The sequence below is a fragment of the Sphingomonas sp. PvP056 genome (genome assembly GCF_040549155.1).
Taxonomy (GTDB): Bacteria; Pseudomonadota; Alphaproteobacteria; order Sphingomonadales; family Sphingomonadaceae; genus Sphingomonas.
The window spans coordinates 612460-624461 of sequence record NZ_JBEPST010000001.1; the positions used below are offsets into that span (position 1 = coordinate 612460).

11 protein-coding genes are annotated in these 12002 nt (G+C 65.5%); 6 read left to right on the forward strand and 5 right to left on the reverse strand.

Annotated features, from left to right (window positions below):
• Positions 1-56: 56 nt before the first annotated feature.
• On the reverse strand, positions 57-1664 hold the full coding sequence (locus ABIC17_RS02920; RefSeq protein ID WP_354279149.1) for a M28 family peptidase: 1608 nt from the start codon (positions 1662-1664) through the stop codon (positions 57-59).
• Positions 1665-1765: 101 nt separating this feature from the next.
• On the opposite strand from ABIC17_RS02920, the gene pepN reads away from it, so the two are divergent.
• The gene (gene pepN / locus ABIC17_RS02925; protein WP_354279463.1) at positions 1766-4372 is read left to right on the forward strand and encodes an aminopeptidase N; all 2607 of its coding nucleotides are present in this window, start codon (positions 1766-1768) and stop codon (positions 4370-4372) included.
• A 152-nt stretch (positions 4373-4524) separates the two neighbouring features.
• Here the strand turns inward: pepN and ABIC17_RS02930 are convergent, their stop codons facing one another.
• From ABIC17_RS02930 to pabB, 3 genes are all read right to left on the reverse strand, one after another.
• The gene (locus tag ABIC17_RS02930) at positions 4525-4665 is read right to left on the reverse strand and encodes a hypothetical protein (RefSeq protein WP_354279482.1); all 141 of its coding nucleotides are present in this window, start codon (positions 4663-4665) and stop codon (positions 4525-4527) included.
• A 126-nt stretch (positions 4666-4791) separates the two neighbouring features.
• Positions 4792-5991, reverse strand: coding sequence for a pyridoxal phosphate-dependent aminotransferase (locus tag ABIC17_RS02935; protein WP_354279150.1), 1200 nt, complete (start codon positions 5989-5991; stop codon positions 4792-4794).
• Positions 5992-6033: 42 nt separating this feature from the next.
• Complete coding sequence (pabB, locus tag ABIC17_RS02940) at positions 6034-7848, reverse strand: aminodeoxychorismate synthase component I (protein WP_354279465.1); 1815 nt, start codon at positions 7846-7848, stop codon at positions 6034-6036.
• Positions 7849-7959: 111 nt separating this feature from the next.
• On the opposite strand from pabB, the gene ABIC17_RS02945 reads away from it, so the two are divergent.
• Positions 7960-8619: an MBL fold metallo-hydrolase gene (locus tag ABIC17_RS02945; protein WP_354279151.1), complete on the forward strand. Its 660-nt coding sequence runs from the start codon at positions 7960-7962 to the stop codon at positions 8617-8619.
• Positions 8620-8724: 105 nt separating this feature from the next.
• Here the strand turns inward: ABIC17_RS02945 and ABIC17_RS02950 are convergent, their stop codons facing one another.
• Positions 8725-9147 carry an MAPEG family protein gene (locus ABIC17_RS02950; protein ID WP_492726143.1) on the reverse strand — a complete coding sequence of 141 codons (423 nt, stop codon included), beginning with the start codon at positions 9145-9147 and terminating at the stop codon, positions 8725-8727.
• A gap of 220 nt (positions 9148-9367) precedes the next feature.
• Here ABIC17_RS02950 and rpmF point away from each other — a divergent pair, with 220 nt between their 5' ends.
• The 4 genes from rpmF (at position 9368) to ABIC17_RS02970 (ending at position 11999) form a co-directional block, all read left to right on the forward strand.
• Positions 9368-9547 carry a 50S ribosomal protein L32 gene (gene rpmF, locus ABIC17_RS02955; protein ID WP_131530505.1) on the forward strand — a complete coding sequence of 60 codons (180 nt, stop codon included), beginning with the start codon at positions 9368-9370 and terminating at the stop codon, positions 9545-9547.
• Positions 9548-9603: 56 nt separating this feature from the next.
• Positions 9604-10635 carry a phosphate acyltransferase PlsX gene (gene plsX / locus ABIC17_RS02960; protein ID WP_354279153.1) on the forward strand — a complete coding sequence of 344 codons (1032 nt, stop codon included), beginning with the start codon at positions 9604-9606 and terminating at the stop codon, positions 10633-10635.
• The gene (locus tag ABIC17_RS02965) at positions 10632-11606 is read left to right on the forward strand and encodes a beta-ketoacyl-ACP synthase III (RefSeq protein ID WP_354279154.1); all 975 of its coding nucleotides are present in this window, start codon (positions 10632-10634) and stop codon (positions 11604-11606) included. Before plsX ends, ABIC17_RS02965 begins: the two co-directional genes overlap by 4 nt.
• A gap of 93 nt (positions 11607-11699) precedes the next feature.
• Positions 11700-11999 (forward strand): integration host factor subunit alpha, encoded by a 300-nt coding sequence (locus tag ABIC17_RS02970; RefSeq protein ID WP_131530498.1) that lies wholly within the window; start codon positions 11700-11702, stop codon positions 11997-11999.
• Positions 12000-12002: the final 3 nt, after the last annotated feature.

The following is a 12002-nucleotide window of genomic DNA, read 5'->3' on the forward strand; positions in this document are numbered from 1 at the left end:
CTCGAGCGGGCAGGGGGCAGGGCATCAACAGCTAGCGGCTGGCCTGGTGCGGCGCGTCACTTCGCGCCGTATCCGTTGTACAGCAGCCCGAAGAAGTCGCCCTTGTTCCACCGTGGCCGCGCTTCGCCATCGGCGATCTCGCGCGCAATCGCGTAATTGGCATTCACGAAGCGGATGCCCTGCGCCCAGTCGATCGGCTGCGACAGGTCGTCGGATGGCTGGTGGTAGCGGTGCGCGAAGAACTCTGCCGTCGCCGCCTTGCCCGGTCCCTTTTGCCCCGGCCACAGGAACACCGAGGGCACCCCCTGCTGTACGAAGCGATAATGGTCCGACCGGACGAAGATCCCCTGCGCCGGGTCGGGGTCGGGCGACATCGTCACCCCGAGCGTGCCCACCGCCTTCGCGACGATCGGCCCCAGCGTCGAGCGATCCGCGCCGAACACGGTCATGTCCTCGAACGGATAGGACAGGATCGGCATGTCGAGATTGACGTCCGCAACGATGCTCTCGATCGGCACGGTCGGGTGCCGCGCGAAATAGTCCGAGCCGACCAGGCCCTTTTCCTCCGCGGTGACCGCGAGGAACAGGATCGAGCGGCGCGGCGGCTTGCGCGAGGCCTTGAAGCGTTTGGCTTCCTCGATCAGTGCGGCGATCCCGACCGCATTGTCCTCCGCGCCATTGTAGATCAGGTCGCCCTTGCCCTCGGCCTTGACCCCGAGATGGTCGAGATGTGCCGACAAGACGACGACTTCCTTACCGAGCACAGGGTCGCTGCCCTGAATCATGCCCGCGACGTTAGCGCTGGTGCCGGGCTCGAAGCTGGTCCGCAGCGCAACCGCGAGGCGCGCCCCGAGCGGTTCGGCGGCGAAGCGTGCTTCGGCGTCGGTGCCTTTGGCGAGGATCGCCTTCCACGGCACCTTCGCGCCAGCGAACAGCTTGGCCGCGCCGGTCGCGCTGAGCGTCGCCAGTTGCGGAACCCCCGCAATGTCACCGGTGCCGTCCGCCTTGGCCCAGGTCGTTCGCGCACGATCCCACGCGCCGCCCTCGGGTGGCAGCACGCCGCGCGTCAGCAGGATCGTGCCGACCGCCCCGTGTGCAGCGGCAATCGCGGCCTTTGTCGCGCCGCTCTGGAAATGCGCGCGTTCCTCGCTCTGGAAGCTTGCGGGCGCTCCGGCGAAGAAGGCGACGATCTTGCCGCGTACGTCGACGCCCGCATAATCGTCGCGTTTGTAGCGCGGCGCGACGATCCCGTGCCCGACGAACACGATCGGCGCGTCCAGCGTGGTCCGCGCCGCGCCCGCGACCGCACCGGGGGTAAAATCCTCGCCGAACAGCAGCGGTTGCGGGCCGGAGCCCTTGCGCGTCAGCACGACGTCGCCGTGGTCGGCGGCGCGATAGGCGACGAGCGGGACCTTCTGGAGATAGCCGCCGTCCTGCCCGGCGGGGACAAGGCCCGCCGCAAAGAACTGCGCCGCGACATATTCCGCAGCGATTGCATATTCGGGGCTCGCCGCCTCGCGCCCGCGCATCGCATCGGACGCGAGAAACAGGACGTGCGCCTTCATCTGTGCCTGATCGTCGGGCAAGGCGGCGGGTGCGGTTTGTGCGTGCGTGGCGGGAGCGAGGGCCAGCGTGGCGAGGACCGCGAGAAGGGCTTTGTGCATCATTCACCCCGGGTAGCAGCGAGGCTACGCGAGGCAAGTCGGTTGCACGCTCCGCGGCGATTTCGGTGGCATGGCGGCACCACGCTGCCTACATCTTCGTCATGCTCGATATCCAGACCAGCCTCGCCCAGCCGCACGTCACCCGTCGTGCGGATTACACCGCTCCGGACTGGCAGGTGCCGGAGATCGCACTCGATTTCGATCTGGACCCGGCGTGCACCCGCGTCAGCGCGCGCTTGCAGGTCGTGCGCGGGGATGCCCATCATCGCCCGCTGCGGCTGGACGGTGAAGGGCAGACGCTGGTTTCGCTCAAGGTCGATGGCGTGGCGATCAACGAATGGGTGATCGAGGACGGCGCGCTGGTGCTGCCGCTCACCGGATCGTCGCATGTCGTCGAGACGGTCGTCGAGATCGCGCCCGACCGCAACACGCAGTTGATGGGGCTGTACGCTTCGGGCGGAAACCTCTGCACCCAGTGCGAGGCGGAAGGGTTTCGTCGCATCACCTTCTTCCCTGACCGGCCCGACGTGCTGAGCCGCTACAGCGTGCGAATGACTGCGGACAAGGCGCGCTATCCGGTGCTGCTCGCGAACGGCGATCCGGTTGCGCAGGGCGATGCGGGCGACGGGCGGCATTGGGCGGAATGGAACGATCCGTTCCCCAAGCCGAGCTATCTGTTTGCGCTGGTCGCGGGTGATCTGTCGGTCAACCGCGGCACGTTCGTCACTGCCTCGGGCCGGACGGTCGAACTCGGCATCTGGGTTCGCGAGGGCGATCTGGAGCGCACGCATCATGCGCTCGACGCGCTCAAGACGTCGATGGCGTGGGACGAGCGGGTCTATGGCCGCGAATATGACCTCGACGTGTTCAACATCGTCGCGGTCGACGATTTCAACTTCGGCGCGATGGAGAACAAGGGGCTCAACATCTTCAACAGCCGCTATATCCTGGCGGACCCCGACACCGCGACCGATTATGATTATGACGCGATCGCAGCGGTGGTTGCGCACGAATATTTCCACAACTGGTCGGGCAACCGGGTCACCTGCCGCGACTGGTTCCAGCTGTCGCTGAAGGAAGGGTTCACGGTCTATCGCGACCAGACCTTCTCCGCCGACCAGGGTTCAGCCGCGGTCAAGCGGATCGAGGACGTGCGTGGGCTTCGCGCGGCGCAGTTTCCGGAGGATGCCGGGCCGCTCGCACACCCGATCCGGCCTGACGCCTATCAGGAAATCTCGAACTTCTACACCGCCACCATCTACAACAAGGGCGCCGAGATCATCCGCATGCTCGCGACGATGCTGGGCGCGGAGCGGTTCCGTTCGGGCACCGATCTGTATTTCGACCGGTTCGATGGGACGGCGGCAACATGCGAGGATTTCGTCGCAAGCCTCGAGGAGGCGAGCGGCGTCGATCTCAAGCAGTTCCGTCGCTGGTACGGTCAGGCGGGGACGCCGCGCGTAACGGCATCGCTGACGCATCATCTGGGGTCGGCGCGTGCGGAACTGGTGCTGACGCAGCGCACGCCGCCGACGCCGGGGCAGCCGGACAAGCTTCCGGTGGTGCTCCCGCTCAAGATCAAGCTGTTCGGCGCGGAAACCGGCCATGCGCTGACCGACGAACAGACGATCCTGCTGACCGATGCCGAGCAGACGATCGTATTCGAGACCGTCACCGAGCGGCCCATCCTGTCGATCAACCGCGGCTTCTCCTCGCCCGCGATCATCGCGACCGACCGGACCGCGGAGGACCTCGCCTTCCTCGGCGCGCAGGACGACGATCCGTTCGCGCGGTACGAAGCGCTCCAGCAGCTGATGCTCGACACGCTCGTCCAGGGCGCGTCGCAGGGCCGCGCCGATCATGCGGCGGTGGTCGCCGCGATACAGGGCACGCTTGCCGATGCCACGCTCGACGCGGCGTTCATCGCGGAAGCCGTGCTGCTCCCGTCGGAGAGCTTCATCGGCGACCAGCTCGCGATCGTCGACCCCGAGGCGATCTTTCGCGCACGCGAGTCGCTCCGCCGCGACATCGGGCAGGCGCTCGAAAGCGAATGGCGTTCGGCTTATGATCGCGCGCGCGCGAATACCGACGGCGGCTATGTCTATTCGCCCGACGCCAAGGGCCAGCGGCGGCTCAAGGCGGTCGCTTTGGGCTATATCGCGGCATCGGGCGCGTCGGACGCGGGCGACCTCGCGTTTGCGCAATTCGAGGCGGCGGACAATATGACCGACCGGCAAAGCGCGCTGGCGACGCTGGTCGGCGGGGACGCGCCGCAGCGCGAGCCCGCGCTCGACATGTTCTACAAGCGCTACAGCGACAATGCGCTGGTGCTCGACAAATGGTTCTCGGTCCAGGCGATGGCCCCGCGCGACGATACCGGTGCCGCGGTCGAGGCGCTGTCGCGGCACCGCGATTTCACCTTGTCCAACCCCAACCGCGCACGCGCGCTGGTCGGCGCGTTCGGGGTCAACCAGCGCGCGTTCAATGCGGTGTCGGGGGCGGGGTATCGCTTCCTTGCGGACCAGCTGATCGCACTCGACAAGCTCAACCCGCAGACCGCGGCGAAGCTGATCCCGCCGCTCGGGCGCTGGCGGCGATTCGATTCGGTGCGGGCGGGGTTGATGCGCGCTGAACTGGAGCGGATCGTGGCGACGCCGGGGCTGTCGAAGGACATGTTCGAACAGGCGTCGCGGAGTTTGGAAGGGTAGGGAAGGCGGGCTGCTGCGCTTCCCCGGCGAAGGCCGGGGCCCAGGGGCGCACCGGATCGCGGCAAGCCGCTACGCGCTGTTACCTCTGCCATCACGACTGGGCCCGGCCTTCGCCGGGGAAGCGGTTAGCAGTTAGCGGGCAGAGTGCCGCCTCAGCGCGTCGCCTCGATCTGTGGGCGGGTAGCCGCATGCGCGCCTTCGACCGGATGCAGCGTCACCAGTGCAATCGCGCCCAGCGCGAAGCCGCCAACGAACTGCCAGACGAAATCCGATTTGAAGATGCGACGCATCACGATACCTCTTTGCCCTGGCAGGAATGCCAAATGCCGTAGCGCCAATCGTCCTGATTGTGCGCTGCGGCAAGAGACATTTCGCAAACTCTGCGTTGCCAAAAGCTGAACGATCGTTTCGGCTCCGGTTCAGCGAAGCGCGGCGCACGCCTCTTGGATCCGCGTGCACGCCGACGTCAGCAAAGCATCCGACGTCGCATAGGAGATGCGCATCGCCGGCGACAGGCCGAACGCCGCGCCCTGGACCGCCGCGACCTTTGCGTCGTCGAGCAGATAGGCGACCATCGCCTCGTCCGAGTCGATCAGCTTGCCCGACGGGGTCGACGTGCCGATCAGCGCGGAAAACTCCGGATAGACGTAGAATGCGCCGTCGGGCTTGGGGCAGGTGATGCCCTCCGCCGCGTTGAGCATCCCGACCACCAGGTCGCGCCGCACCTGGAACGCCGCCGCGCGATCCTTGAGGAACGACTGGTCACCGTTGAGCGCCGCGACCGACGCCGCCTGCGCGATCGAGCAGGGGTTGCTGGTCGATTGCGACTGGAGCTTGGCCATCGCCTTGATCAGCCACGATGCGCCGCCCGCGAAACCGATTCGCCAGCCGGTCATCGCATAGGCCTTGGAGCAGCCGTTGACGGTCAGCGTGCGCTCGTAGAGCGACGGGCAGACCTGCGCGATCGTCGCGAATTTGAAGCCGTCGTACAGGATGTGCTCGTACATATCGTCCGAGAAGATCCACACGTGCGGATGCCGTTCGAGGACGTCGCCCAATGCCTTGAGCTCGGCGGCGGTATAGGCAGCACCAGTCGGGTTGGACGGCGAATTGAGGATCACCCACTTGGTCCGGGGCGTGATCGCCGCCTCGAGCTGCTCGGGGAGCAGCTTGTAGCCCTGCTCAGGGCCGGCCGCAACGAACACGGGCGTGCCGCCCGCGAACAGCACGACGTCCGGATAGCTCACCCAATAAGGCGCAGGGACGATGACTTCATCGCCCGCCTCGACCGTCGCGACGATTGCGTTGAACAGGGTGTGCTTCCCGCCGACGTTCACGCTGATCTGGTCGGGCGTATAGGTCAGGCCGTTGTCGCGCGTGAACTTCGCGGCGATCGCCGCCTTCAGTTCGGGCGTGCCGTCGACGTTGGTATATTTGGTCTGGCCGTCGCGGATCGCCTTGATCGCGGCTTCCTTGACGAAATCGGGCGTATCGAAATCGGGTTCGCCCGCGCCTAGGCCGATCACGTCGACGCCCGCGCGCTTCAGCTCCTGGACCCGCGACGTGATGGCAAGCGTCGGCGACGGCTTGATACGGTTGAGCGCGGCGGAGGGGTTCATAGTGAAGAGCCTTGGTCGGATGACGAATGGACGCGCGAGCGCTTATCGTGCGACGGGCGACGCCGCAACCGCCCGTCGCGCACGAATCAATCCGCGAAGCGCATTGCCGATGAAAAATTCGTGCGCAAGGTCCGCTTCGGTGAGATGTCCTTCGACTGCGCGCCCGCTTGCCAGCAGGTCTGCGCGCAACACGCCGGGCAACAATCCGTCGGTTATCGGGGGTGTTATCAGCATATCGCCGCGCGGTACGAACAGCGACGTGAAGCTGCCTTCGGTCAACCGGCCGTCAGGGCGTTCGAACACGACCTCGAAACATCCCGATCCCTGTCGCGCGGTATCGTAAAAGGTCCGGTCGCTCGTCTTGTGGCGCAGCCGGATGTCGGCAGCGGTGACCGGCAGTGGCACGATCCCCACCTCTACCGGTTCAGTGGCAGGCGCGGGCATTTCCCCAATTTCGACCGCGACCGCCCCGCTGGGTGCAAGCAACAGCCGCACGCGCGCCGCAGTCCGCAAGCGGAAGGTCGCGGCCTGGAGTTCGTTGCGGACGGTGTGGCGGTCGAACACGAAGTCGAACGCCTGTGCGCTGGCGGACAAGCGCGCAATGTGTGTCTCGAGCAGCAGGAGGCCGTGGTGGGGGTCGAACGCCATCGTCTCGATCAGATCGAAGCGACGCACGTCATGCGTCAGGAACGCAAGCTTGGCCTTCGCCTCGTCCCATTCCGCCGCCGGGTCCGAATCCGCAACGATCCCGCCGCCTGCGCCGAGCCACGCCGTCTCGGTGTCCTTCGGCCAGACCAGCGTGCGGATCGCGACATTCGCCATCGCGTCGCCGTTCGCATCGAACCGCGCGATTGTGCCGGTATAGAGTGCGCGCGGGCTGGCTTCGATCCGTGCGATCGCCTGCATCGCGGCGATCTTGGGTGCGCCTGTGATCGACCCGCACGGAAACAGCGCGGTGAGCACGTCGATCGCGTCCAGTCCGGGGGCGAGGTCGGCGGTGACGGTGGATACCATCTGATGCACCGTCGGATAGCTTTCGACCGCGAACAGCCTCGGCACCGCGACCGACCCGGCGCGGGCGACGCGTGCAAGGTCGTTCCGCATCAGGTCGACGATCATCAGATTCTCGGCGCGCTGCTTTGGGTCCTGCGCAAGTGTGGCAACCGCGGCCGCATCCGCCACCGGATCGGGGTCTCGGCGCGCGGTGCCCTTCATCGGGCGACAGGTCAGCCGATCGCCGTCCAGCGCGAAGAACAATTCGGGGGACAGCGACAGGATCGTCGCGTCGCCCGTATCGATCAGCGCGCCAAATCCTGCGTCCGCCTGGGTGCGCAGTCGGGCATAAAGCGACAGCGGATCGCCGTGCACCTTCATCTGCGCGCGATAGGTCAGGTTTGCCTGATACAGTCCGCCTGCGACGATCTCCGCCTGCACGGCGGCGAATTGCGTGTCGTAGGTCGAGAGCGCGATATCGGGTTCGGGCGCGGCGTTCCACGCACCTGCGGGACTGGGCAGCAGGGCGGGAACATCGCCCGGCGCGATTGTGCGATAGCCCGCAAACACGCCGAACCAAGCCAGCGGTAGCGAAGGAGCTGCATCCGGCTGTGCGTGTTCGTCGATGTCTGGAGCGGCGTGCCCAAGTGCAGGCTCGAACGCGGCGGCGGCATCGTACGCAAGATAGCCGACCACATCGTGCCCGGCATCGCGCGCGGCGCGCACCGCTGCCAGCACCACATCGATCTCGCCGATCGTATGCGCGGTCAGGATGCAGACCGGATCGAGATACAAGCGTGCGGACGCTCCGTCCGCGCGGGCATCGTCCAGCAGGACGAACGGCTTGGTCTGGTTGCTGAGCATCACTGGCGGTCAGATGCCCCGCTTGAGGCCCCCGGGGCAACCCCGCAGTGTCCGTTTGCACCGCGAAACCCGATCCTTGCCCGACCCGCCGTGGCATTCTATCCAAGGCGTATGAGCATACCGCCCCTTCGCGCCGCAATTATCCCGGTGACGCCGCTGCAACAGAATTGCACCTTGCTATGGTGTACCGCGACGATGCGCGGTGCGTTCGTCGATCCCGGTGGCGACCTTCCCCAATTGCGCGCGGCGGCGGCGCAGCACGGCGTGACGATCGAGAAGATCATCCTCACGCACGGCCATATCGACCATTGCGGCGAGGCGAAGCCGCTTGCCGACGACTATGGCGTGCAGATCGAGGGGCCGCACGAGGAGGACCGCTTCCTCACCTCCACCCTGTCCGAGAGCGGCGCGCAATATGGCATTCCGGGGATCAATTTCGAACCGGACCGCTGGCTGGTCGAGGGCGACACTGTGACCGTCGGCGATCTCGTGCTCGACGTCTATGAAACCCCGGGGCACACGCCCGGGCATGTCATCTTCCACCATGCGCCGTCGAAACTGGCGATCGTCGGCGACGTGCTGTTCGCCGGGTCGGTTGGCCGGACTGATTTTCCGCGGGGTAACCACCCGCAACTGATCGACTCGATCGTCACCAAATTATGGCCGTTGGGCGACGACACGACCTTCCTCCCCGGGCACGGTCCGGCAAGCACCTTCGCGCACGAGCGCGCGACCAACATGTTCGTCAGCGACTCGGCGCTGGCTGCGTAAGCGGCGCTGAGGCCAGCCCGTCTCACCGATCATCGTCGACGGTGAGACGGGGCTTCGACTTCGCTCAGCCCGAACAGTGCGGTAATTGGATCGGGCAGAACCTCATCAGCCCGCTGGCGCAACGCTCGGCGCGACGACGCCTGCCGTGGAATGCCCGAGCAACGGCACCACAATGGCGTAACCGCCAAGCCCGAGCAGTAGCACGAAGGTCAGGATCGTGCCGACCATTCGCCCGATCTTGAAGCCGTCCATCCCCAGGGCGTGCAGGATGCGCGCGACGACAAACGCGGCGCTCGCGCCCCACAGCCACCACGAGCTTCCGCTCGTGAATTCTATCAGCGCGATCAGGATCAGGATGAAGGGGGCATATTCGACGAAATTGGCATGCGCGCGCATCCGGCGAATCAGCATTTCATTGCCGCCGTCGCCGACCAGAATCTTGGCCTTGGTTCGAACGGCGCCGATGCGAATTGCCAGCCACAGATTGATGATCGCCGCCGCACCCGCGGTTGCAAGCGAGATTGCCATGTCAGAACCGGTTATCATCGAAAATCGTCCCTTTATTCGTTGATCGACCCCGTCGCACGGGCGCGCAATGCTTGCAACGCCGCGCAGAATCGCTATAGCCCGCCATCTTCGCGAGATGTCTGGCTGCCGGTGCCGCTTGCGCGGTCGACCTTGTGTCGATTGCGTCGTAACTGGTTCGGGCTTATCGCACCGGTTTAGACAAGTATAAGGTTTCGCCGAAATGGCCGTCCCAAAAAGAAAAACCACGCCTTCCAAGCGCGGCATGCGTCGTGCGCACGACTCGCTGACTGTTGCGTCGTTCCAGGAATGCCCGAACTGTGGCGAACTGAAGCGTCCGCACAACCTCTGCACGTCGTGCGGCCACTATAACGGCCGCGAGATCGTCTCGGTCGAAGGCTGATCCCCAAGGGATCGGCAGCGGATCGTGCCATCGGGCGTGTACAGGGAGCGGCCAGCGTGACGAACAGCTCCCGTATCGCGGTCGACGCGATGGGTGGCGATGAAGGGCTGGCAGTAGTGCTGGCCGGAGTCGCCCGTGCGCGGCAACGATTCACGGACATGCAGTTCATCCTCGTCGGCGACGAGGATGCAATCGCTGCCGAACTCAAGCGGCATCCGGACCTGATCCCGCACGCCGAGATCGTTCATGCCCCCGAAGTCGTCGGATCGAGCGAAAAGCCTACCCAGGCGATTCGCCGATCCAAGAAGACGTCGATGGGCATCGCGATCGATATGGTGAAGCAGGGTCGCGCTGCCGCGTGCGTCTCCGCCGGGAATACCGGCGCGATGATGGCGATGGCAAAGCTGTCGCTGCGGATGATCCCCGGAATCGATCGTCCCGCGCTCGCCGGCTTGATGCCGACGCTCGGGGACAACGATACAGTCGTGCTCGACCTCGGTGCCAATACCGAGTGCGATGCGCGCAACCTGATCCAGTTCGCGGTGATGGGCGCTGCCTACGCGCGCACCACGCTCGAGCTTGCGCGCCCGCGAGTCGCGCTGCTCAACATCGGCAGCGAAGACCAGAAGGGCACCGATGTGATTCGCGACGCAGCCGCGGCGTTGCGTCACGCGTCGCATCTGCCGCTGCAGTTTACCGGCTTCATCGAAGGCGACAAATTGTCGCGCGGCGATGTCGACGTGATCGTCTGCGACGGCTTCTCGGGCAACATCGCGCTCAAGACCGCCGAGGGCACCGCACGGTTCGTCGCGGATCTGCTCAAGCGCGCATTCCGATCCTCGACGCGCTCGAAGATCGGCTTCCTCATTTCAAAGCCCGCGACCGATCTGTTGCGGCATCATCTCGACCCCAACAATCATAACGGCGCGGTCTTCCTCGGCCTCAACGGGCTGGTGGTCAAAAGCCACGGCAGTGCCAATGCGATCGGCGTGGCGACTGCGATCGCTGCCGCTGCGAAGATGGTGCGGGATGACCTGACTCGGCGAATCGCCGAGGATCTGCGTGAATTCGAGGCGAAGGCAGCATGATTCGTTCGGTAATCGTCGGCACCGGGTCGGCACTCCCCGCGCGACGCGTATCGAATGCCGAACTGGCCGAGACCGTCGATACGACGGACGAATGGATCGTCGAACGCACCGGTATCCGCTTCCGCCACATCGCAGCCCCCGACGAGACGACCGCGACGCTTGCGGCCGACGCGTGCCGCGCTGCGCTGGGATCGGCGGGCCTGTCGGCGCAGGACATCGACCTGATCGTGCTCGCGACCGCGACGCCTGACCAGACCTTCCCGTCGAGCGCGACCAAGGTCCAGGCGAGCCTCGGGATCAACGACTGCGTCGCGTTCGATGTGGCCGCGGTATGCTCGGGCTTCCTCTATGCCTTGCAGGTCGCCGACAGCATGATCCGCGCAGGGTCGGCGCGCCGTGCGCTGGTGATCGGGTCGGAGACGTTCAGCCGCATTCTCGATTGGGAAGACCGCACCACCTGTGTTCTGTTCGGCGACGGTGCCGGTGCCATCGTTCTGGAAGGCCAGGAAAACAACGACACCGGCGCGGAGGGGCGGGGGATCCTGTCGACTCGCCTGCACGCCGACGGTCGCCACAACGAGCTGCTGTATGTCGATGGCGGCCCCTCCACCACGGGCACGGTGGGCAAGGTTCGCATGAAGGGCCGCGAGGTGTTCCGCCACGCCGTCGTCAATTTGGCGGGTGTGATGACCGAGACACTCGCGGCCAGCGGGCTGTCGGCAGAAGACGTCGATTGGGTCGTCCCGCATCAGGCCAATGCCCGTATCCTCGATGCGACCGCGCGCAAGTTGGGCCTGTCCCCGGACAAGGTCGTCGTGACCGTCGATCAACACGCCAATACTTCCGCGGCGTCGGTTCCACTCGCGCTCGACACCGCAGTAAAGGACGGCCGGATCAAGCGCGGCGACCTCATCGTGCTCGAAGCAATGGGTGGTGGTTTCACTTGGGGCGCCGCAGTTGTCCGCTTTTAGGGCAACCATTGTTACGCTTCTGTAACTAGCACTTTCCGTTATCGCCTTCTGTGTGTTAGACCAACGTCTTGCCGCTTGGGGAGGGATACCGGAATGGCACCTGCAGGAACGTTGACACGGGCAGATCTTGCCGAAGCACTACATCATCAGGTCGGACTGTCCCGCGCGGACTCGTCGCGACTGGTCGAACAGATTTTGTCGCACATGTGCGGCTCGCTCGCGAAGGGCGACAATGTGAAGATTTCGGGGTTCGGCACATTCGTTCTTCGCGACAAGGGAGAGCGTGTCGGGCGCAACCCCAAGACCGGAATCGAGGTTCCGATCGCGCCGCGCCGTGTGCTCACGTTCCGGGCAAGCCAGATGATGCGTGACCGCATCGTCGAAGCCGACTGAGCA